Consider the following 23,185-nt stretch of genomic DNA (forward strand, 5'->3'; position numbering starts at 1 on the left):
TTAGTCCTAACATCACCACACAGAACACTATGAGAGTGGCTGCTGTATAGCCGCTTGACAGAATCTGCCACCGTCATCGCCTTGGTGACAGGACATTTGCGCAAGCCCAGCTCATGCAGCTTCCGGCGCAGGCAGCTGAGAGAAATACCCAATCGTTCTGCTAAGGAGGCGTTGTTCGTCTCCCTGTAGTGGTCGATAAGAAAATCCACCATTGATGCGGTCCAAATAATACTTTGCCTATACATGATTTTGAAGATTGTTGACAATATAATCGTTACTGCGCAAAAAATCTTTGAGGTAGCCACTGTTGGTGCCAATGAAGGCACGGAGGGCAGCGTTAATGATGTCAGTTACAGACATATTGTTGATGTTGCAGAGCTTCAGCAAATCCACCACCTCGTTGTCTATCTCGTAGTTCTTGCGGTCGTTCTTCTTGACACGGTAGCCGTACTGCTGTGCATACTGCTGGAAAAGTTTCCAACTACCATCGGTCTTGTGGATGTCGAGGGGCGGTACCTTGGGTGCAGTTTGCGAAGGAGATGGAACAGATGGCCTTTTCACCTCATTAAACACCCCGTCAATATCGGGCAGGTTGAGCAGGTCGTTGGTAGGTGGCGTTTGCGAATGGGGAATGTTTGCTTTCATTTTGTCTGCTCTTTAGGTTTGAAGATCTGTTGATACATACAATACTCCGTTAATTTTTATGCTGCGTCAGCATCGAAACTAAATATCTCATTAATACTTTCTTTATTTAAAGGCGTGTTCGGGTTTTTCTCGAACACGTCAATAATTCGTTGCGCATAGTAGGCATTGACCATCTGCGCTTTAAGTCGACCGACGGACGTGCCAAGTTCCTTGCACATGATCTTGGCCAGATTGAGTGCCGTGAATGAAGAGTTGAAGGCAAAGTCAAGTTTTCTCTTGTCGCATACCTGACAATCTGTAAGGCCGAGGAACTGCTTTGCGTCGCGAAAGCAAAACTCCTCTTGGAAACGTGTGGTGTAATATTCCACCACATCGCGTCCACTCATGTTCTCATCCGTACAGAAATACAAGCGCCGACTGCCATTAGGCAACTCGTGGATGACAAGCGAAACGACCCTGTGCAAGGACTCGCACCATGCCTTGAGCGCATAAGCCTTGCCGGAGGTCTCCTCTATCTCAGGCATTTCGACTTCAGACATATCGATGTTCCCCACGTCAATCTTGTCACCTTTGACACGGGGACGGCCGGGTCTTCCCGTGGGTTCCCCGTCCCATGTGTAGAACAAGGCTGCGTCATGGCGCAGGCGGCTCACAACATGGAATCCCATCTTCATTACCTTGTCGATGAAGGGTCTTTTGGAGAAGGCTGAGTCGGCGACAAGCACCTTGCAGATACGCTGTAAGGTTACCTTGTCGTCCTGCAACACCTTGGCATACCAGTCGTATAGGCTCATCTCTTTTTTCTCCTCGCCTTTTTCCAATGTGGTCTGCACCGCCTTGAGCATCATGCACTCATGCAGGTCCACGTCTATCACACCGATGCCGAGGATCTCAAGACCGTGCTTTACCGCACCTGCACAGCCCGTCCAAAACGTACCAACGTATGGGGTATGCTTCCCGGCCTTCCTGATGAAGCTCGGGTCTATGACGATGGCATTGCGACCCTTGCCCTCCTTGAAGGCGAAAGCACTCAGCTACATGTTCATCTCAAGCCAGTCCACGCTGCGCTCTGCCGTCTGCCGACAGCACTGCTCGCCACGATTGCCATAGCGTCCCATCTGCGTGAAATTGCATCTCCTTGGGATGACCATCAAAAGAAAAAGCATTTCTATGACGTTTGTCTGGATACTTTTGCTTAACTTTGCCCCATCTTCGGCACTGAATGCTGCTTTGCAGAGCTTCATATATCGGCTAATCAAGTTGGTTATCAGCATAAACTTTATTGTCTTTTTACATTTGTAAAGTTACTGAAATTCAATGAGATAGCCGATTTTATTGTGTTGTATTTTGTTATTTGATCTACTCTTTTTCAGAGACTTATCATGTTTTCTTTCTGCCACAATTTCTGTTGCCTTAGGGACGAAAGCTTCGCAAACCGTGAAAATTTAACGGACTATTGTACATAAAGTCGAAGGTGGGCGATACGATGTCGTTTTGCGGGCCCATCAGTTCGATGGTGTTGTACCGTTGCATATCCGCCTTGACCTCTATGCGTGGTGCAACCAGTCCGAAGTGGCGGAGCCTCTCCTCGGTCTTATCCCATAGTTCCAGTTCTGCCTTCCGGCCATACCGCTTGTCCCATTTGTTCACGACGAAGATAAACCGGCTCTTCATGATGGGCAGCATACGTTGAAGTTTGATGATGAAGCCGATGAAAGTGGCTGTAGAACTGATGGAAGTCGCCTCAAACTGATAAGGGCATACGATGTAATGACTGAGGGCGAAGATGGGCACCAGACCCTGTTGCGACAAGTTGCCGGGCGTGTCCATTAGCACGGTGCCCTTGTACCCTTCGCACAGACTGGTAAGGAACTCCCTGACATTATTGGTATCTTTGATGTCGAAAGGCTGAACGGTATAAGGCAGTCGCATCCCTTGGTATTTCTCCACATCCTCCTTCCGCTTGGAATAAATAGTCTGCTGCCGGTCGAAATCCACAACGAGTACGCTTTCTCCCTTCGCTGCCAGATAATCGGCAAACATCGTGCAGAGCGTTGTCTTTCCGACACCGCCCTTCTGATTGGCAAAGGTGATCATGATGTTGTCGCTCATTGTCGAGGTTGTTATTAGTTGATTGATAATAACAAACTCCTTTTTGGAAGGCCGGTTATCAAATGGAGTTGGGCCCCAGTAGTGTTATTTCGTGAAATAGGCATCTTGCGGATTAAGCATATGATGAAGGTGCTAAATCTTGAAATCATTGGCAAAGATATTATTTCTGCTTCACACTTGCAAATGGGATTATTGCCGTGAATGGTCTCATTTATAGATGGTTAATATACCTTTGTGTATATGTAATAAGACATATAAATAGAGAATATGAAATATTGGGATGGCACTAAAAGTAGACAAAAAATAAAGATTAAGATAGATTAACGGTCGGTGATTCGAAAGGAGGTGACGAAAATAAGGAGTGGATAGTTTTTAGGGCAGCCAAAGGAGAATATACAAAGAATGTCGTATCTTTGTCGTTGGAAATTAAACAATATCATTATCATAATTTTCCTGTCTATGGAGAAACTATTTGTTGACGTATGTGCCAAGATGCTGTCAATTTCAGTGATGGTGCAGCAAACCTTTGAAAGCCAAATCTCAGAGTTAAAACAAAAGATAGAGGCACAGCAACGACAGTTGAATGGACTCTCTCAACGTGTGAGTAAGGTGGAGCAGTTTAAAGTCGATTTACGTAAAGCGATGGACTTTGGCAAGGCCATCACAGCAATGTAGGGTAGCAGTAACGTAACCAACGAGCTTATCTCACTGATTGAGAAAATAACTACAAGTAAAGAAATAAGAAAGAATAATCAATCATTACAATGGCATTAGAGAACATCCAAAAGATGGAAATCCAAGAACTGAACAAGGAGAAGGCACGGAGGCAAGATAACAAGCAACATTGCCAAAAAGATATTGCAAGGTATTGGCAAGTTTGATGATAGCACGGCTCATCGTGCTATCTGGGAATTGGTACGGAATGCACGTGACCTTTCTCGACATTCTCATATCCGCATTGAACTATATGAGGATAAGTTAATATTTGCGCATAACGGCCGACCTTTTAATTTTGATAGTCTGAGTTCACTCATAAAGCAGGTGTCGTCCGAGGAGAAAGAAGATCCTGATGCCGCTGGGCAGTTTGGTACGGGTTTTATGACCACTCATAAGTTCAGCCGAGTGCTTGAATTGTTTGGATCCTATGAAGTTGCTGAGGGATTATATGTCTCTTTGGAATCTTCTGATGGGAAAGGTTTTGTCATCGATCGTAGTTCGGATGACCTCTCAGGTATGATTGAATCAATGACAAATCAATTAAGTAGGTTGGACGAATTGTTGGATAGAGAGACAACTGCAACAGCAGAGCAGGAAACAGTATTCTTGTACCATTTAGACCGTTCAGACAGAAAAGAGGCTGCAAGAACAGGAGTAGAAGCAGCTATCGAATTGATGCCGTATGTAATGACAATCAATGAACGTATTGAGCAGTGTACAATACAGCTGGAAGATGGGACGAGAATTGACTTCCGCAAAGAGAACGAACAAGATACAGAAGGACTTCACTGTAAGAGAATTTGGAAAGACCGGAAGCCGATAGATATATTCTATTTGCAATCGGAGGATGGTAAGGAAATAGTTATTCTACCTCTATGTCAAGCAACCGAGGCTAAGAAACTGAACAATGTTCCTCGTTTCTTCATCTTCTTTCCACTATTAGGAACCGAGCAACATAGAATTAACTATATATTTCACTCGGAAAAATTTTTCCCTACCGAACCTCGTGACCTAATTGTATTACCGGATGGAAATAGTGAACATCAAAATAAGATTGATGCTGATGTAGCGTTGATTGATGAGATGTGCACAATGCTGTTTGAGTATTTAAGGAAACATAGTGCGAATATATCGGGGAGTATTACTTTGGCACCAGTCGGCTTTGAGACAACCGCTATGAAACCTGCGATGGTAGAATACTTCAAGTCGCTTCATACTAAATGGGTGAACGAATTTCAGTCTATTCCCTTCATTGAAACGACAAATGAACATGTAAGTATCAGTCAAACTGACAAAATTAAGGTTCTTGACCATACCATTGTAGAGTTTCTGAGAAAGGAAGGCCATGAAAAATACCTGAAAGTTATTTATGATTATGCCAGCAAGGTTTCCTGCTTACCGAAAATGGAAGAAATTCTTGATTGGAGTGACATTGTCTTTGGATGGGATCCTGAAAAAAGGGAATGGGTTGTGTCGGTAGAAGATATCGTCAACAATATTATAGAACACAATAATAAGACCGGTTTACTGGAGTTCCTAATGTACTTGAAGGAGAGTGGACAAACGGAGCATTTTCGTAAGGCTATAATTCCAAATCGAGAAGGTGTACTTTGTCCGATTAACAATCTGCGAAATGGTGAGAATATACCCGGCAACCTCTATATGGTCATCAAACCATTAGTGCCAGATTTTACCAATCAGTTGGTGGACGAACAATACGCCAAGGTTTACGATGAATGGGTATCGCCAACACGCGAAGATTTGAAGACTGCACTTAGTGGTTTTGTGAGCGCCGAAGAGATGAAGCCGAAACCTTACAGGGATAACTTAGATGCTGTTATAGATTTCCGCATGACTTTCCCAACGTCTACTCCAGGCAATACACGTTACAAAGCCATGATGATCATCTGTGGTATGCACAATAAGCAACTGCAGCTTAATCATGTTCCGCATCTTGGTGATGTGGACAAGGAGCAGCTGATGTATAATGTGGTGTTCGATTCCCTCGTCAAATGGCAATTTAAGCAGATAGAACTTGCAGCAACGGAAAATGCTAAATGGTACGAACATAATCATAAAATATTGTATCAACTTTTGAATGAACTCTCCAACAAGGAGCGTCCAACTGCCTATCAGAAGACCATGCAGGATTATGCGATTTTTCCTAATCAGAATGGCAAACTCTGTAAGTGGGACACACTGCATGTGTTGGCCGATAGTGAAACATATAAAGCCGAGGATATTGATGACTTGAGTTCATATTACGAACGGGTAAAAGGAGAAGATGTACGTGATAAGTGGGTTGACATCTGCTTCAAAGACTTTGAAAAGTTCACAAAGGATAAAATTAAAGAGAATGTAGCCCGTCCTATTGATGATGCCCTTCAAGAATCGAACTATGGTTCCGAAGTTACTCTTGAAATTATCAAGCATCTGGATAGCAAGGATGAGAACTGGGAAGATTGGTTCACTAATATCAGCAAGAATAAGGCTGAAATTTTTCTCCACCGCATTGACGATAATGATTTGCCTAACGTATATACACTCTTGAAAGATAAAACTAAGATTAAGTCGCTGGCTGAACTCGCCGATGATCCTAGGATGCAGGAGATTATTGATGCTGGTCGGAATACCTTGGCTCAAAAAGATTATGAGAATCGTCATAAAGATTTCATCCGTGATTTAGGAAATTTTGCAGAGAAACTTCTTCTAGAGAAATTACAAGATGCTATCAGCAACAAACAATTAGAAGTCGAGGTTTGTGATCAGCAAGGTGGTCAAGACTATAAGGTCTGGCTAGGTGATAAAGTGGTGTATTATATCGAAGTCAAGTCTCGATGGAGTACCAGCGATTCTGTGGAAATGTCAGCCCTCCAATTCAAAACATCAGTAGAGCAGAAGGAACGCTACTCGCTTTGTATAGTAGATATGACATGGAAGAAGGCTGAAGATATTGCCGTTCGTAAATATGACGATTTGGAGACTTGTATCAGGCATACCAAAGTTTTGCATGATATTGGTAAGCGCAATGAGTGGTGTATCGATAGCGTTCAAGACATCAAAGACCGCCCTCATATCGGAGGGGGGTATAGTTTAGTTGTTCCTCAGAAGTTGGTTGAGCCAAGTGGTACACCTGACTTCTATAATCTCATAGAGCGGATTAGATACGTGATTGATGGTGAGAGAAATGTAAAAAGCAAGTAATATATGTTGTTACTTTCTGGGATAAATCCCCCAAAAACGATAGGCCTGGTTAGCCTCAAAGTTTATATTGGTTATATTGATGAGTCGGGTACAAGCAGCATGGTATCGGAGACTCGACAGGAGCAATGATTTCTCCTCTAATATGGAGTACGCCATAAAAATAGATGATCATTTCGCACAGACACCAGACTTCGATGATTTCACAGGATTGGGTATTGTGGATTTCTATACTGTCGTGCATTTTAATAGTTACCCTTTGAAGAGGCTACCCGAACAGTAATTCGGGAAAATAGCCATCTTCCGCTGAGCCCTATCACGAATGAACAGGCTATTGTGGGGGATAAGATTTCCATACGGAATGAGGAGTAGAAGGGGAATCCTGCAAAAATTGTTCAGATCTTATCTATCTTTTCAGTTTCCACTCTCCATCCACCTCATAACCACCATTACCACCCACTTCCCATTCGGCATTGCGGTCGGAAACCGATGTATGGTGCGAAAGGACATTTTTGAGGATGCCATTGGAACGGTGGAGACTTTGGACTGGAATCGATTGGAGCCCCTGAAGGGCAGGGAGCAAGGCCTTGAAGTCGATACCCTCTGAAGCTAAGTTGAAGATGCACTTGTGCGAGAAATCAACACAATAGTATTGGTCACCTTGCCTGAAAATGGCGAGGTGATTTGCTTTTAATGTTGCCCCCAAGTCAGCCTTATCGGTCGATGTGGCCAGATTGTTCAGCACTTCCACGGCAAAGCCATTGTTGAGGATGCCGTGTGGCTCTATATGAATAAGGTGGGGATTCTCAATCTTCCAGATACGGCAGAGAATATCGCGCTCGGCCTCGTTGGTCGGGCTGAAGGCCTGGACACGACGCAACATGAAGTTGAACTTCAACACCTTCTGCACACTGTCGCTCAGGGCAACCTGTTTACCGTTGAACAGTTTGAAACGCCCCTTGGCAATGCGAGTACCGTACTGCCGCCACAACATTCTGTTGAGTTCGTAGGCTATCATCCGGGGATTATCCTCCAGCATGGCATCCACAAAGAGCTCCACCTTATTGATACGTTCCTCTTCGCTCATGAAGTGTTGCAGCTGCTTGATAGAGAGTACGCTGCCGCCCTTATACACCGCCTGTTCGTGGTGATCCACTATCATGTAATCGTAGGGCTTATCCTTTGAACCGAAGAAGACGAGCGATACACCAAACTTCTTTTGCATGATGTCTGCCAATTCACTGCGGCCAGCAACCATGTTGCGGTACTTCTTCAAGATAGCTCCCAATTGCCTCCGGCGTTTGTAGGTCTCCTTTTCATCAATAACAGAAAACTTTGCTGCCAAATCTTCCTTTCCGATCTTTGTTCGTACCCGTCCGCCACGTGCAATTTCAAGGTGGCCACCACGCTCGAAACATTCATAGCCGGACGCCTCCAGGATGGCTTTGAACTGAGTAAGCGAATTGAACTTGTAACCGAGGGCCTCCTTCAGAAACAGATCGGCACGTAGTTCCTCGTCTTCGCCGACGATCTTATTGATGGCCTCCTGTGAGCGGATGCGCTCGTGGCTGTGGTTTATCTTATGCCCATCGGGAGCCACTTGGCTGGTAACGATATGTAGATGGTTGTTATCGGTATCATGGTGTGCATAGATAAGCAAGAGCTGCCCTTCGTCGTCATAGCCCATTTCGTGGAGATACTGATGGGCAATATCCAAAAGTTGCTCCTGGGAGTATTCATGCCCACGGCAGGAAATGGCCACATGGAACTGTGCCTTGCGGATATGCTCGTTTCTTGCCGAATAGTCAATCAGGTATTGCTGCAACTGTTCAGGAGTGTAGCCGTCAACGGCGCCCACATAGCCGAAGTTCTGCATTTCAAGGAGTACGGCCTGACCTTTGGCCACCTTTCGCTCGTTGTACTCGACGGCATGGAATGTTGTGCTGGAGGGTAGTATGGTTGCAATCATATCGCTTTCTTGTGATTTTGCGTTATCGTGAGAATAAGGGAGCGGTAAATCGGTATTTCCCGATTACGGCTGACCGCTTTATCGTGTTAATCGTTTGGCTATCTGATGCTGTTCCTGTTTTATCGCCGCTAAGAGCTTTTGCAGCTCCATGATTTGAGGAAACAATGCGTCCTCGAAGAAAGGCACCGTAAGTTTGTTATCTATTGCCAGTTCGTTGGCACGCTTGACTACTTGGTTAAAGTTGCCGCCCATCCACGACAAGTCCTGCTGATACTTCTTGTAGAAAGCTATCATCCCGTTGAGGGCTGCTATCTTCCGTTTTGTCCCCGTATCATCAAATTGTTTGATGGCATCCCATATCATGCCGCTTACCGTCTTGTAGTTGGCTGCCTTCTGCTTGATCAGCTCGGCATCCTGTGCCGACATCCTTATCCAAAGTCGTTTTGTCTTTCGTTCCATATCCTTCCGTTTATATTCTGAGTTGCGAAGAATAATCCCCAACTTGACAGAGTTGGCAAGTCACTTTTGTCCGCACAAAAGTACAACTTGCTACCCAAACTCCGTAAGGGAAATGTAGTCCCGCCTCCTGCTTGTCTGACATAAAGTTAGCAAGAAATGACGAGCTACGGTGTTCTCACGGTTCCTTTTTTAAAAAAGTGTTTTCGTGAAGTAGGGATGATGAAATCCCGATTTAGCGATGTAAGGATAAACCGAAGTCATGGGACCGTTCCTTCACAAAATATCGAATGACCGAAGCCGTGGAATAGTGATATTACGAGAATACGTAATCACAAAATACTTATTGATTGTCAATGCTTTAGATGGCGTTTTGCTTGCTATTCTCAGCTATTTTTCGTATCTTTGGTATGGCTAATAATGTTTTAAGATGCAAGTGTTTCTCTTCGTATATATCCTGTTCAGAGCCATCTTCCAGATGATCGGTTGGGTGATTCAAGTCTTTTTGTATGTCTTGTGGATGCTCTTTGGCGGCATCGCCTACTTGGTGAATTATCTGATGGAGCGTAAAACATAAAGCCATACCTCGATGTGGGAGGTATGGCTCTATGTGGGTTGCTGTCAAATTCATCTGATTGCCTTTTGGAGGCTTATGGCATGACGCTCAATGGTCGTTTTCAGCACTTTCGCATAGATTTGCGTAGTGCGTATGTTCTGATGTCCCAACATCCGAGCTACATTTTCGATGGGCACATCATGGGCGAGGGCAAGCGTGGCAAATGAGTGCCGGGCAACATGGAAGGTCAGATTCTTGTTGAGTTTCATCGCTGCCTGAATGAGGTGAAGATAATCGTTGGCTTTCTGATTGGAGATCTTAGGAAGTGAAAAATGATATTTCTTCAGAACTTCCATCCCTGGCTTGAGGATAGGGGTGAAGAACTGGGTGCCGGTTTTCAAGCGACTACCGTCTATGTAAAACAGTTTCCCTTCATGTTCTGTCATCGTCTCAAAATCAAATGCCATAACATCACAGAATGCCAAACCAGTATAGGCTGAGAAGATAAAGAGATCCCGTACGTTTCCCGTTTTCTCATCCAATTTCAGTTTTCGCATCTTAGTAAGCTCCTCTTCTAACAAAGGCCTACGTTCCTTACTCTTACCTCTGCTGAACTTCACCTGGGTATAGGGGTCTGTCGGAATCATGTCGGTGATACGCAGGTAGTGGGTTATCTTTTTGAGATGCTTGTGGTAGGTATGGATAGAAATATCCTCCCGTGTGCCATCGTGCAGCCATGTGTCAAACAGCACAAGGTTCTTGGAAGTAAGGTCTGCGAAAGTTTTCAGTTTGCCAAAACGCTTGACAGCCTCCAAAGTACAGAATTTTTGCTTTCGCGTGCCTTTACTTACATGCTCTTTCTCGATATAGTCTTTCATGTAAGCAACAAAATCCGTCTTCAGGTTGCTATTCCTGCATTCCTGTATGCCATTTCCGTCCTTTATTCCCTGATAGTATATGTCAAAATTACTGATGGTCATGCTGTCCCTGAACAGCGACATGGCAGAAATACAGTTATGACATCGCTTGATTTCCTCCTTCACTGGAGGCTGGGATAAAAATACGTCCAATTCCTCCGGTGTACATTTGCCCAGGCAAATGTACTTGCGTTCGCTTCGGCTTAAATAGATTTGAACTTCTACATAGCCAACTCCCGCTTGCTCAGCTTTTTTTCTCCTGTCAAATACGACAGACACCTTTTCTTTTGCCATTTTAACTAACTTTAATATGGTCGCAGGGGAAAATGGAGGAGAAAGTCTGGAAACGATGAAATTGTGTAGCGCAAATTTGTAGCGCATTTGTGATTTTGTAGCGCAGAATGTAGCGCAAATAATTCCCGATGGGTCTTTTCCCTTCCCGATACATCCCGTTGGGCATAGGATTTAACATTGATATAAAATCCTCTAAACCAACGAGTTGGAACACAAGTGCCTGTGTGTCAAACGAAAAAAGGGGATTCACGAAGAATCCCCTTTTTACCGTTTCTGTGATCCGCATGGGGCTCGAACCCATGACCCCAACATTAAAAGTGTTGTGCTCTACCAGCTGAGCTAGCGGATCTCCCTATGCCTTTTCATAAAAGCGAGTGCAAAGGTAGTGAGTTTTCCCGACAATACCAAATTATTCCTGACTTTTCTTTTGGAATCTTAGGAATCTGTCAGGAATCTGTCTGGAACTCTCCAATAACCTCCGCTCCACGCACCGACGGTGTCTCCGTTATAGGGCCTTACCTCTATTCACTTCCTGCCCCTGTTTGATATTCCATCAAAGTCATCAACGCACGAGACAAACCTCATCATTCCAAATTCCTGATGACCCTTTTGAAATTCCGGCAGAAAAGCATTCCGGCAGGCAGTTGTCTCATGGATGTCCCGCAGAAAACAGCCGGGCAGAAGGATTCTTTCCTGAAATTCATGGCTTGCGGTTGGTGCATTAACGGTGCATTGCACGATATTACACAAAAAAGATAGTATTAGATTTCCCCAATCCATTAAAAAGTAGTATTTTTGCGGTAAGAAATCAACAACGTTACTAAATAAAAAGAAACAAATGAAAATTAACGATTTCAACTTCGCCGGACACAAGGCAATCGTCCGCGTAGACTTCAATGTGCCTTTGGATGAGAATGGTCATGTAACCGACGACACCCGTATCCGCGGCGCACTGCCTACCCTGAAGAAGGTACTGGCTGACGGCGGTGCGCTCATCATGATGAGCCACATGGGCAAGCCGAAGGGTAAGGTAAAGCCGGAACTCTCTTTGAGCCAGATCGTCAAGAACGTAAGCGACGCGCTTGGCGTTGAGGTGAAATTCGCCAAGGATGCAGGCCACGCCGACGCTGAGGCTGCTGCCTTGAAGGGCGGCGAGGCTCTTCTGCTCGAGAACCTGCGCTACTATCCTGAAGAGGAAGGCAAGCCGGTCGGCGTTGAAAAGGGCACCCCTGAGTACGATGCTGCCAAGGCGGAAATGAAAAACCGCCAGAAGGACTTTGCCAAGAAGCTCGCCTCTTACGCTGACGTTTATGTCAACGATGCTTTCGGCACGGCTCACCGCAAGCACGCTTCTACCGCCGTCATCGCTGACTACTTCGATGCCGACCACAAGATGCTGGGCTTCCTGATGGAGAAAGAGGTGACTGCCATCAACAACGTGCTGAAGAACGCACAGCATCCTTTCACCGCTATCATCGGCGGTTCCAAGGTGAGTTCCAAACTCGGTGTCATCAAGAACCTCCTCGACAAGGTGGACAATCTCATCATCGGCGGCGGTATGGGTTACACCTTCATCAAGGCGCAGGGGGGCAAGATCGGCAAGTCCCTTCATGAAGACGACCTGATGCCGGAGGCACTGAACGTCATGGCCGCTGCCAAGGAGAAGGGGGTCAACCTCTCGCTCTCTGTGGCTACCGTCTGCGGCAAGGACTTCTCCAACGATACGGAACGCAAGACATTCCCCATCGACCAGATTCCTGACGAGTGGGAAGGCATGGATGCTTCCGAGGAGAGCATCAAGGCCTGGAAGAAGATCATCCTCGCCTCTAAGACCATTCTCTGGAACGGCCCTGTGGGTGTATTCGAGCTGGAGAACTTCGCAAAAGGTACCGGCGAGATCGCCAAGGCTGTCGCTCAGGCTACCCAGGAGAACGGCGCTTATTCGCTTGTCGGCGGCGGTGACTCTGTTGCAGCTGTCAACAAATTCGGTCTTGCCGACAAGGTTTCTTATGTATCTACCGGTGGCGGCGCCATGCTCGAGGCCATCGAGGGCAAGGTGCTTCCCGGTGTAGCTGCAATCGAAAAGTAAGAGGCGACGCTTTTTAAAGGCATGTCCGGATAAGCCTGCCGTGTCGGTCAGCTGCCGATATGGATGTTGTCAACGCTTTGTGCCTTTTTTGCAATTATGCGGCCTCTTCCGCCTTTTCTTTCAATTGCATAGTCCGCTATGTTCTTTCCAGGAAAAAAGCGGAGTCTGTCCGTCTGAAAGGCAAAAGCCGGCAAAGGGAATTTATAGAACCTGCCTAAAACCAGTCAGGCCACTGTCTCAACATGAGATGGTGGCTTTTTGTTTTCTACACGGTTCCGGGGGGCTGGACTGCCGGGTACGACATTCCCGGCCGTTGGGAACAACATTCCCAGCCGCCGGGAATGACATTCCCAACCGGTTGGGAACAGTATTCCCAGCCGGTCGGGAACAGTATTCCCAGCCGGTCGGGAGCTTTTCCCCTGTTGTCGTCTAATGTTTCTGGTTGTGTAGTTTAATGTTTTCCGGTTGACCGCCTTTCGCCTTCTTCTGAATCTGCCTGACGGGTTAAGAACTTTTTTAATGCTGTTGGCCGTGGTTTAAGGTCTTGGAGTCCAGGCGGCAGGCGACATCTGCCCGCCTGAAAGACGGAAGGGTCTCAATGGTATTTTTTAGGAACCGCCGTAAGTAAAAGGAGACACATGGTTGTATTATAATTGAATCTGCACTGCACTTTGACCTGAAAGATGAGATTGAAAACCCTAATCATGACAACAATGACTTTACTGACAGGACTGACATCGGAGGCCTGTGAGGCAGACAGTGTGCTTTCCGTCGACGGCTTCCCCATGGGAGAAGACGGAATAGAAAAAGGCGTGTCAGCCTGCTATGCCGGCAGAATCGGAGACTGCATCGTTATGGCGGGAGGCTGTAATTTCCCTGTAAATACGCTTGCTCCCGACAGCAAGAAGAAATATTACAAGGGAATCTATGCGGCAAGAATCGGCCAGGCAGACCGGCTGCGGTGGACACGGATCGGCGAGCTGCCGGACGCATCGGCTTATGGCGTAGCCGTAAGCTGTGACAACAGCATGATCATCGCGGGAGGCATGAACGGCAAGGGAAGCCAAAGGGCGGTATATCGCATCACCCTCGTTAATGGCAGGTCGCAGGTCGCATCCTTGCCGGCTTTGCCCTGTACGGCGGACAACATGGCCGGTGCGGTGGTCGGACGCCGTCTCTATGTGGCGGGAGGCATGATGGACGGGCGGCCCTCCTGCCGTGTCTTGTGTCTTGACCTGGACCGTCCTGATGCAGGATGGAAGGAGAGAAAGCCTTTCCCCGGCATCATGCGCATACAGCCGGTAGCCGGCAGCATGGGCGACCGCCGGTTCTGCATCTTCGGAGGATTTGCACCGGCTGCCGCCGGCGCAGAGGCCAGGCTGGCACTGGACGGCTGCGTATATGATGAGACCACGGAGGAATGGCAACCGCTTGAGGGACCGAAGGACGCGTGCGATGAGCCGCTTTTTGTGGGAGGCGGTGCCGCCGTGCAGCTGAGTAAAGACAGTTTTCTGGTAGCGGGCGGTGTGAACAAGGACGTTTTCCTTTCCGCTGTCAATCACCCGCAGGCCGGCTATCTGAATCATCCTGAAGCATGGTATCGTTTCAATCCTTATACCTTATTATATAATAAGGAGGGCTGGAGCATTATCGGTAAAAGCAGGGAGACGGCTCGTGCCGGTGCAGCTCTGGTACCGACACGGCATGGCATCTATGTGATCGGCGGCGAACTGAAGCCAAGAGTGAGGAGCAACAGAATCGTACGAATCCCGCCCCTCTGCTGTCAGAGCCGGTAATCCTTTTCCACGCAAATCATCACCTGTTATGAAGAAATATTATCCCTGGGTACTAGTAGCCCTTCTCTGGTTTGTCGCACTGCTCAACTACATGGACCGGCAGATGCTGTCGACGATGCAGGAAGCCATGAAGGCAGACATCGCCGAATTGAACCGTGCCGAAGCCTTCGGTGCGCTGATGGCAGTCTTTCTGTGGATTTACGGCATTGTGAGTCCGTTTGCCGGCATTGTCGCCGACCGCGTCAACCGGAAGTGGCTTGTCGTGGGCAGCATTTTCGTATGGTCTGCCGTAACATTCCTTATGGGGTATGCCCGGAGTTTCGAGCAGCTCTACTGGCTACGGGCTTTCATGGGCATCAGCGAAGCACTGTATATCCCCTCCGCCCTGTCGCTCATCGCCGACTGGCACGAAGGGAAATCACGCTCATTGGCGATCGGCATCCACATGACCGGGCTCTATATCGGCCAGGCCATCGGGGGCTTTGGCGCGACACTCGCCGCCATGCTCTCCTGGCATGCCGCTTTCCAATGGTTCGGGATCGTCGGGATCGGCTATTCCCTCGTGCTGATTCTGCTCCTGAAAGAGAATCCCAGACATGGAGGGGGGAAGCCCCGTCAGGCAGGAACAAAGGCAGACTGCAATCCTTTCCGTGGGCTCTCGGTCGTTTTCTCCACCTGGGCTTTCTGGGTGATCCTCTTCTATTTTGCTGTACCGAGCCTGCCGGGGTGGGCGACGAAGAACTGGCTTCCGACGCTCTTCGCCGGCAGTCTGGACATACCGATGTCGAGTGCCGGCCCGCTGTCTACCATCACCATTGCCGTCTCTTCGTTCGTCGGTGTTCTTGTTGGAGGCGTTGTCTCCGACCGCTGGGTGCAGCGCAACCTGCGCGGCCGCATCTATACCAGTGCCATCGGGCTCGGACTTACGGTTCCGGCATTGATGTTCCTTGGCTTCGGACACAGTCTTGTCTCCGTGGTAGGGGCCGGTCTGTGCTTCGGCATGGGCTATGGTATCTTTGATGCCAACAACATGCCGATTCTCTGCCAGTTCATCTCCTCCAGATACCGCAGTACGGCGTACGGCATCATGAACATGACCGGTGTCTTTGCCGGTGCCGCCGTCACACAGGTGTTGGGGAAATGGACGGATGGAGGGAATCTCGGCCTTGGCTTCGCCATCCTGGGCAGTGTGGTCGTCCTGGCACTGGTGCTGCAGCTTTCCTGCCTGAAGCCTACGACGGACAATGTGGAATGAAAAAGATGCGGCAGGCCGTATACCCGCTCCTCCCCGTCGGGTGTGGTCCGGGAAGGTGTCCTGTCAAGAAAAACATTATAGACTTATGGAAAAGATAATCGGTTTGATTGATGCACCGTTCACGCCATTCCATGCAAATGGCGATGTCAATCTTGAGCCTGTCGGGGCTTATGCAGCCATGTTGAAGAAGAACGGACTGAAGGGAGTGTTCATCAACGGCTCGTCCGGCGAAGGGTATATGCTTACGACCGAAGAGCGCATGCAGCTGGCTGAACGATGGATACAGGCGGCACCGGACGACTTCAAGGTAATTGTACACGTAGGCAGCTGCTGTCTGCGCGAGAGCGTCCGTCTGGCGGAACACGCTGAAAAGACGGGGGCATGGGGTATCGGTGCCATGGCGCCTCCTTTCCCGAAAATCGGGCGGATCGAAGAGCTGGTGAAGTACTGCGAGACGATTGCTGCCGCCGCTCCTTCGCTGCCGTTCTATTATTATCACATTCCGGCTTTCAACGGCGCTTTCCTGCCCATGCTCGATCTGCTGAAAGCCGTCGACGGCCGTATTCCGAACTTTGCAGGCATCAAGTACACCTTCGAGAGCCTCTACGAATACAACCAATGCCGTCTTTACAAGGATGGGAAGTACGATATGCTGCATGGTCAGGATGAGACGATTCTGCCCAGTCTGGCGCAAGGCGGGGCACGTGGCGGCATCGGCGGGACGACCAATTACAATGGCCGGGAACTGACCGGCATCATCGATGCCTGGAACAGAGGCGACCTCGAGACGGCAAGGGAAAAACAGAACTTCTCACAGGCGGTCATCAATGTCATCTGCCACTTCCGGGGTAATATTGTCGGTGGGAAACGCATTATGAAACTTCTTGGCTTCGACCTGGGACCTAACCGTGTGCCGTTCCAGAACATGACGGACGAAGAAGAGGGGCGCATGAAGCAAGAACTGGAGGAAATAGGTTTCTTCGCACGTTGTAATAGGTTCTGAGTCCGTTCCTGCGGCAGGCAGTCTGCCATGAGGCCATGGAAACAGATCGGAGACAACGGCCTCTCCATGGAGAGGCCGGCATGGGGCACGGTGCTTTTCCGTCTTGTCCGCCGTATTCATTTATACAAGCGCAGGCGGGCGGACAGATTCCGTAGGGGGAAGTCTTTTGTTTTTCCCGGATGGGAACATAACTTGGAAGGGGCCGTACCAGAAGCAGGGAGTGCTTCTGGTACGGCCCCTTTCATATGGGAAAAGGAGACGGGAAAGGCTGTCTGTCTGCCGGCCGGGTCAGGTCGTAACGGTTATCTCGCCGGCAATAGACCGGTTCATACATTCCCGGATATAATTCACATCGTCGGACTTCGCCTGCAGATACATCAGTTTCGTTACGGCCGCTTCGACGGTGCTGTCATATCCGCTGACCACTCCGGCATCTTTGAGCTGGTAGCCTGTGTCGTAACGGTTCATTTCGACCTGTCCGCTGATGCACTGACTGATATTCACCACAACCACGTCCCGCTCGGAAGCCTTGCGGAGTAGGTTCATAAGCCATGGCTGCTGCGGGGCGTTTCCACTGCCGTAAGACCGCATCACGATGCTCCGCAGTTCCGGTGCATCGAGCATGTGGTGAATCAGGTGCTCTTCTATCCCCGGAAAGAGCGAGAAGATGATGACATTGTTGTCCAGTTCCAGATGCGGCACCATCGGTTTTGTGAAATCAGGTTTCAGGATACGGTGCTCGTCGAAAGTGAAGTTGACCCCGGCCTCGCACAGGTGAGGGTAATTGAAAGTGTCGAAAGCGTTGAACTCGTCTGCATTCTGTTTTGTCGAGCGGTTGCCTCTGAGCAGATGCCCGCTGAAGTAGATGCACACTTCGGGAACCACCGGCGTACCGTCTTTATGGTGTGCCGAAGCCAGTTCGATGCTTGTCATCAGGTTTTCCTTTCCGTCTGTGCGGAGCTGCCCGATAGGAAGCTGCGACCCGGTGAGAATGACGGGTTTCGTCAGGTTCTCGAACATGAACGACAGGGCCGACGCCGTGTATGACATGGTGTCTGTACCGTGCAGAATGACAAAGCCGTCATAGTCGTCATAACGGTCGGAGACGATCTTCACCAGCTGCTTCCAGCGCAGGTGCGTCATGTCGGAAGAGTCGATGGGAGGGTCGAACTGATAGGTGTCCACCTCTGTCGGAATCAGTTTGAACTCAGGAACATTGTCAACCAGATGACTGAAGTCTAAAGGTTCCAAAGCACCGGTACGCCGGTTGCGCCCCATGCCGATGGTGCCTCCGGTGTAAATGATCAATACTTTGTTGGTTCTGTTCATTGTGCATTAGTTTGTTGTTTCTACAAAAGTAATATAAGCGATAGCAAAGGATTTTTGCTCCTGATTTGCCGAGCGCAGCTTTTCTTCTGCAAATTTACATAAAAACTGTGATTTATAAGCCGGTAGAATGAAGAAAATGCTTTTCCTTTTAGAGGAAAGAGAGGAAAGATGACAAAAGCATCTAAAATTTATGTGAGTTCAGGACAAAATCATCTTCCTTAGGTGTGGGGTTTCATTCATTCCGGTATTTGCCGCAGATAGGAAAGGTACGAAGGGGTGTTTGATTTTATGGTTACGATTGCCGACTTGGTTTTTCCCGGACCTGTCTTAGAGGGGGAATCACCGGGAAGAGGGTGGATGTGATGGCAGATATTCGGTCGCCGGCAGGGGGGCTGATTTTCGCATCGGCGGGTAAGCGGCTCCGTCAACTGCGGGAAGATTCTGTTTGTATAGAGTCTGTAGGATGATTTTTCCGTACTTCTCTTGGATTTTCTTGTATTATTTATTATCTTTGCTTTCTAAACAAGAATCAATCAACTGTATTACCAATTTATCTTTTAGACTATGGAGAAAAAGTTTTTCGCCCCCTCAGAGCTGATCGTCAATGAAGACGGAAGCATTTTCCATCTGCACCTGAAACCGGAAAATCTTGCAGACAAAGTAATTCTCGTTGGTGACCCTGGCCGTGTAGCCCTCGTGGCATCTCATTTTGAAGATGTAGAGTGTGAGGTGTCTAACCGTGAGTTCCGTACGATAACCGGGACTTTCCATGGGAAAAGGATCACGGCACAGAGTACCGGTATCGGCTGTGATAACATTGATATTGTAGTGAACGAATTGGATGCCCTGGCAAACATTGATTTCAAGACACGCAACGAGAAAGATACCCCGCGCCAGCTTACGCTTGTCCGTATCGGGACCTGTGGCGGCCTGCAGCCTTTTACACCTGTCGGCACTTACATTGCTTCTGTCAAGAGCATCGGCTTCGACGGTCTGCTGAATTTCTATGCAGGACGCAACCAGGTGTGTGACCTGGATTTTGAAGCGCAGTTCAAGAAACAGGTAGAATGGGATATGCAATTGGGGAATCCTTACGTTGCCTGTGCCGATAAGGAACTGACGGACCGTATTGCAGGGGAGGACATGGTACGTGGCGTGACGATCGCCTGCGGCGGCTTCTTCGGGCCGCAGGGGCGTGAACTGCGTCTGCCTCTGCAGGACCCCAGGCTGAATGAAAAGATAGAGAAGTTCTCTTATAACAACATGAAGGTGACGAACTTTGAAATGGAGTCTTCCGCTCTGGCAGGTCTCTCGGCGCTCATGGGACACAAGGCGGTCACGGTCTGCATGGTAATTGCCAACCGACTTGCCAAAGAGGCGAATGCGGGTTATAAGAATACGATTGATGGATTGATAGAGAAAGTCCTTGAAAGAATATAACAGGACTTTTCTGGAAAGTACGTTGGGCGGTCGTCGATAAGAATGTTGTCAACTCTTTGTGTCTTGTCGCTTTGATGTTCTTTTAGCTGTAGGGTCTGTCAGTCTCTCTCAGGCGGAAAGCAGCATCTGTCCGTCTGAAAAACAAAAACATCAAAGGTGTTTTTTTAGTTACGGCCTATGAATAGTTGACAGTCGGGAGGTGAGAATCAGTGGTCGGGTACAATTGCGTGGAGGCTGTCTTTCTGTTGTCAGGTGACGGGCTTCCACCGGAAAAGAACAAGATTGGAAAATTAATATTGAGTAGGATTTTCCTGCAAGAAAGATAATGAGTATAGCATATAAAAAAACAGACGGAGGGCGACAGGAGAGACTGTCGGCCTCCGACTGTGAGCATTCGGCAGCCGCCTCCCATCTTCCGGCTTCCCCCATCTGCGCACCCGCAACCCAGCCGGGTGGCGCCATCGGGATTATCCGTGTGAGTGGGGTAGGGGCGATAGAAGCGACGGATCGTATATTCCGAGGGGTGAAAGGGAGGCCTCTCGCGGAAGCCAGGGGCAACACCTTGCATTATGGAGAGATTCTTGACAAGGAGAAAAAGGCTGTAGACGATGTTCTTGTCAGTGTCTTCCGTGCTCCACATAGCTATACTGGAGAGGACAGTACGGAAATATCCTGCCATGGATCGGTATATGTTCTCAATCAGGTAATGAGGCTGCTCATTGATGCCGGCTGCAGGCAGGCACAGCCGGGTGAGTTTACCCAACGGGCTTATCTGAACGGCAAAATGGATCTTAGTCAGGCCGAGGCTGTTGCCGATCTCATCGCTGCATCCAACCGTGCTTCACACCAGTTGGCATTGAGCCAGTTGAAAGGACATTTCAGTTCAGAGCTGTCCCGGCTTCGGGAGCAGCTCCTGAGGATGACATCCTTGCTGGAACTGGAACTGGATTTCTCTGATCATGAAGAACTTGAGTTTGCTGACCGTGCGGAACTGAGCGCATTGGCAGCGAAGATTCATGATCGGATAGCAAGTCTGACAAAGTCCTTCGAGACAGGAAATATATTGAAGAAAGGTGTTCCTGTAGCCATCATTGGCAAGACAAATGTGGGAAAATCAACACTTCTCAACTGCCTCCTGCACGAGGAGAAAGCCATCGTGTCCAATATCCATGGAACAACACGTGACGTTATCGAGGACACGACGGAGATCAACGGCGTTACTTTCCGATTCATCGATACGGCTGGTCTCCGTCATACCGACGACCAGATAGAGCGGTTGGGCATCAGGCGTGCCTATGAGAAGATGAAGGAGGCTGCCGTCGTACTATGGGTTAATGACCGGCAGCCGACAATTGAAGAATGTCGTGAGATGCGGCATCTTGCTGAAGGGAAGAAGTTGATAACAGTCTTTAATAAGATGGACGATATGCCTGTAAGACCCGGAAGTACGGGGCTTGAGGCGCAGACTGTCTATATATCAGCGAAGTTGAAGCAGAATATAGCAGGCTTGGAAACTGCCATCTACAATGCTGCAGGGATTCCGGAAATCGATGAGAACAGCATCATTGTCACATCTGTCCGACATTATGATGCACTTGTCCATGCGGACGCATCCATCCTCCGTGTCATTGATGCTCTTCAGCTCGGACTTAGCGGCGACCTCGTCAGTGAGGATCTGCGCATCTGTCTTGACCAGCTTGCCGACATTACGGGCGGACAGATCACGACTCATGAGGTCCTTGATAACATCTTCAGGCATTTCTGCATCGGCAAGTGAAGCGGTTTTTCTGCACGGATGGAGAATACTCAGACAGGTGTGGTGATCAACTGTAAGCCAGCTGACAGAGACGTGGACAGGACTAGATGCTGTGAGTTCTGTAAATGAGGTAGTCACCGTCTGCATGGATGGTGAATCTATCTTCGAGTGCCTCGTTAAGTGTACCTTGCCACAGTTCCTGAAAAGGATAGGCATCCCATTTTAGTCCTTCACTTGTCAGTTCTTTGCAGGTTGCGTTGTAGATGCTCACCTGCTGTCCGGGAAAAGATGCGAAACGGGTTGTACCTGATGCAGGGACAAACCAGCCATAGTCCGTTACCATCACCGGGTCGATGCTCAGCTGGCGATGGTAATAGAGCATGAGGGAGATGTTGCCCAGTGTGTGATCCTCACGTTTCCCGGTCGCCCCAAGGTAGCAGAAGCGTGGGCGGATGTGCGTCGGTGCATCCATCTGCAGATGCGAGCGGGCAAAGAGGGTCGCCTTGGTGAGGTCGTTGAATGCCTGTTCCGATATCTGATGATAGATGTGTGCGTAGCGCTGCTTCAGTCCGGCAGAGAGAGAGTCGCCGTCTCCGACGACAGCTGCCGGTTCTATCTCATACTCGATGAGTCCTGCCAATGCACCGTCACATACAACAAGATTTCTGGCTTCCCGCAGGATTCGGAGAGGGAGAACATGATAGGGGAAGTCGCCGGCTGCAAGGATAACTGCCGAGAAACGCTCTGTGCTGGATTCATCTGTCCCTTTTGAAAGAGATCCTTTTGTCTCATCCGAAAAAAAGGAATACCTGACAGGATGGCCGTCTCCTGCTTCTGAGAAAGATTCTTTTGTTTTGTTATTGAATACCATTTGTGCTGATCCTTTTATCTGTTGGTTGAATAGGTTTTCTTCTACCCTGTCTGTCGGCTATATGATTCCCTGCTGAAGGGAATGCCAGACATTATGAATGCCGTGCTGCACATCTTCTACCAGATACTTCTCCCTTTCAGCAGGATGGTGCATCCGGGGTGGTTGGGAGACTTTTTCTCCACTTGAAGTATCCTGCCACGGCGATAATGGCATACAGGGCATACAGTCCTGCGGTAAAAGGAATCTCCTTGTATAAATACAGTCCTGACAGTTCCACATCTACGACGATCCATATCCACCATTGTTCGATGTATTTCTTTGCCAGTGCCCACAGTCCGATGAAGCTGAGGGCGTTGCTGGAACTGTCCCATACGGGGACGGTAGAATTGGTGTAATGGACAAGGACAAAATACACTCCGGCCCATAGCAGGAGAAATACGAGGATGGAGGGGAGTATCAGCCGGCGTGGGTAACGTGTGATGGGAATTTCTTTCTCCTCTTCCTTCTTCTTTCCGAATTTCCAATAAAGGAACCCATAGAGGGCTGCCAATGTGTAGTAGATCTGCATGCCGAAGTCAGCATACAGTCCGGCTTTGTAATAGACGAACATATAGATGACAGGCATGATGATGCCTGTCAGCCAGAGCCAGATACTTGCCTTGTATTCCTGATAGATGTAAATAAGGCCGACAAAGCAGCCGAGCATGTCTAATGTCATGATAAATGGAAATAAATAACGGCACAGTCAATTTTTCCACAGACCGCCAGCCGGCCTCTCC

Annotated in this window: 19 protein-coding genes, 1 tRNA gene and 1 pseudogene; 8 read left to right on the plus strand and 13 right to left on the minus strand. The window is 48.5% G+C overall.

Translation table 11 applies throughout. The annotated features are described in order from the left end of the window. Positions 1-26 precede the first annotated feature (26 nt). From J4864_RS11560 to J4864_RS11575, 5 genes and pseudogenes are all read right to left on the minus strand, one after another. Positions 27-245, minus strand: a pseudogene (locus tag J4864_RS11560) (DNA-binding protein); the annotation flags it as partial. Then, complete coding sequence (locus J4864_RS11565) at positions 238-645, minus strand: lipase (RefSeq protein WP_211814972.1); 408 nt, start codon at positions 643-645, stop codon at positions 238-240. The pseudogene J4864_RS11560 and the gene J4864_RS11565, both read right to left, overlap by 8 nt. A gap of 56 nt (positions 646-701) precedes the next feature. After that, a complete protein-coding gene (locus J4864_RS11570; RefSeq protein WP_394371021.1) occupies positions 702-1,520 on the minus strand; it encodes a transposase in 819 nt (272 codons plus the stop codon). 159 nt (positions 1,521-1,679) lie between these two features. After that, positions 1,680-1,889 carry a hypothetical protein gene (locus J4864_RS11875; RefSeq protein WP_246479485.1) on the minus strand — a complete coding sequence of 70 codons (210 nt, stop codon included), beginning with the start codon at positions 1,887-1,889 and terminating at the stop codon, positions 1,680-1,682. A gap of 169 nt (positions 1,890-2,058) precedes the next feature. Next, the gene (locus tag J4864_RS11575) at positions 2,059-2,757 is read right to left on the minus strand and encodes a ParA family protein (protein ID WP_211814973.1); all 699 of its coding nucleotides are present in this window, start codon (positions 2,755-2,757) and stop codon (positions 2,059-2,061) included. A gap of 459 nt (positions 2,758-3,216) precedes the next feature. Between J4864_RS11575 and J4864_RS11580 the strand changes: the two genes are divergently transcribed. Both J4864_RS11580 and J4864_RS11585 read left to right on the plus strand, forming a co-directional pair. Further along, a complete protein-coding gene (locus J4864_RS11580) occupies positions 3,217-3,432 on the plus strand; it encodes a hypothetical protein (protein ID WP_246479486.1) in 216 nt (71 codons plus the stop codon). A 183-nt stretch (positions 3,433-3,615) separates the two neighbouring features. Further along, positions 3,616-6,678 carry a sacsin N-terminal ATP-binding-like domain-containing protein gene (locus J4864_RS11585; RefSeq protein ID WP_211814974.1) on the plus strand — a complete coding sequence of 1,021 codons (3,063 nt, stop codon included), beginning with the start codon at positions 3,616-3,618 and terminating at the stop codon, positions 6,676-6,678. Positions 6,679-7,081: 403 nt separating this feature from the next. Here J4864_RS11585 and J4864_RS11590 read toward each other — a convergent pair whose 3' ends face one another. The 5 genes from J4864_RS11590 to J4864_RS11610 all read right to left on the minus strand — a co-directional run bounded on the left by J4864_RS11590 (position 7,082) and on the right by J4864_RS11610 (position 11,216). Continuing rightward, the gene (locus tag J4864_RS11590) at positions 7,082-8,644 is read right to left on the minus strand and encodes a relaxase/mobilization nuclease domain-containing protein (RefSeq protein ID WP_211814975.1); all 1,563 of its coding nucleotides are present in this window, start codon (positions 8,642-8,644) and stop codon (positions 7,082-7,084) included. A gap of 78 nt (positions 8,645-8,722) precedes the next feature. Then, positions 8,723-9,103: a hypothetical protein gene (locus tag J4864_RS11595; RefSeq protein ID WP_211814976.1), complete on the minus strand. Its 381-nt coding sequence runs from the start codon at positions 9,101-9,103 to the stop codon at positions 8,723-8,725. A gap of 358 nt (positions 9,104-9,461) precedes the next feature. Continuing rightward, the gene (locus J4864_RS11600; protein ID WP_211814977.1) at positions 9,462-9,731 is read right to left on the minus strand and encodes a hypothetical protein; all 270 of its coding nucleotides are present in this window, start codon (positions 9,729-9,731) and stop codon (positions 9,462-9,464) included. Next, positions 9,728-10,954, minus strand: coding sequence for a site-specific integrase (locus tag J4864_RS11605; RefSeq protein WP_246479487.1), 1,227 nt, complete (start codon positions 10,952-10,954; stop codon positions 9,728-9,730). The genes J4864_RS11600 and J4864_RS11605 overlap by 4 nt, the downstream gene beginning before the upstream one ends. Before the next feature lie 189 nt (positions 10,955-11,143). Then, positions 11,144-11,216 (minus strand) — tRNA-Lys (locus J4864_RS11610). Positions 11,217-11,705: 489 nt separating this feature from the next. Between J4864_RS11610 and J4864_RS11615 the strand changes: the two genes are divergently transcribed. From J4864_RS11615 to J4864_RS11630, 4 genes are all read left to right on the plus strand, one after another. After that, on the plus strand, positions 11,706-12,956 hold the full coding sequence (locus J4864_RS11615; protein ID WP_007366600.1) for a phosphoglycerate kinase: 1,251 nt from the start codon (positions 11,706-11,708) through the stop codon (positions 12,954-12,956). 704 nt (positions 12,957-13,660) lie between these two features. Then, the gene (locus J4864_RS11620; RefSeq protein ID WP_211814978.1) at positions 13,661-14,752 is read left to right on the plus strand and encodes a cyclically-permuted mutarotase family protein; all 1,092 of its coding nucleotides are present in this window, start codon (positions 13,661-13,663) and stop codon (positions 14,750-14,752) included. 28 nt (positions 14,753-14,780) lie between these two features. After that, entirely contained in the window at positions 14,781-16,007 is a 1,227-nt protein-coding gene (locus J4864_RS11625) for an MFS transporter (RefSeq protein WP_211814979.1), read from the plus strand. Positions 16,008-16,092: 85 nt separating this feature from the next. Continuing rightward, entirely contained in the window at positions 16,093-17,010 is a 918-nt protein-coding gene (locus J4864_RS11630) for a dihydrodipicolinate synthase family protein (RefSeq protein ID WP_211814980.1), read from the plus strand. Between the two features lie 288 nt (positions 17,011-17,298). Here J4864_RS11630 and J4864_RS11635 read toward each other — a convergent pair whose 3' ends face one another. Continuing rightward, positions 17,299-18,339 carry an asparaginase gene (locus J4864_RS11635; RefSeq protein WP_211814981.1) on the minus strand — a complete coding sequence of 347 codons (1,041 nt, stop codon included), beginning with the start codon at positions 18,337-18,339 and terminating at the stop codon, positions 17,299-17,301. Positions 18,340-18,903: 564 nt separating this feature from the next. On the opposite strand from J4864_RS11635, the gene J4864_RS11640 reads away from it, so the two are divergent. Both J4864_RS11640 and mnmE read left to right on the plus strand, forming a co-directional pair. Then, positions 18,904-19,779 carry a nucleoside phosphorylase gene (locus tag J4864_RS11640; protein WP_211814982.1) on the plus strand — a complete coding sequence of 292 codons (876 nt, stop codon included), beginning with the start codon at positions 18,904-18,906 and terminating at the stop codon, positions 19,777-19,779. A gap of 325 nt (positions 19,780-20,104) precedes the next feature. Then, a complete protein-coding gene (mnmE, locus tag J4864_RS11645) occupies positions 20,105-21,556 on the plus strand; it encodes a tRNA uridine-5-carboxymethylaminomethyl(34) synthesis GTPase MnmE (protein WP_246479489.1) in 1,452 nt (483 codons plus the stop codon). Between the two features lie 82 nt (positions 21,557-21,638). On the opposite strand, the gene J4864_RS11650 is transcribed toward mnmE, so the two are convergent. After that, a complete protein-coding gene (locus tag J4864_RS11650) occupies positions 21,639-22,406 on the minus strand; it encodes a thiamine diphosphokinase (RefSeq protein WP_211814983.1) in 768 nt (255 codons plus the stop codon). A 136-nt stretch (positions 22,407-22,542) separates the two neighbouring features. Beyond that, complete coding sequence (gene pnuC, locus J4864_RS11655) at positions 22,543-23,124, minus strand: nicotinamide riboside transporter PnuC (RefSeq protein WP_211814984.1); 582 nt, start codon at positions 23,122-23,124, stop codon at positions 22,543-22,545. Positions 23,125-23,185 lie beyond the last annotated feature (61 nt).

The organism is Prevotella multiformis (assembly GCF_018127985.1).
Classification (GTDB): Bacteria; Bacteroidota; Bacteroidia; order Bacteroidales; family Bacteroidaceae; genus Prevotella; species Prevotella multiformis.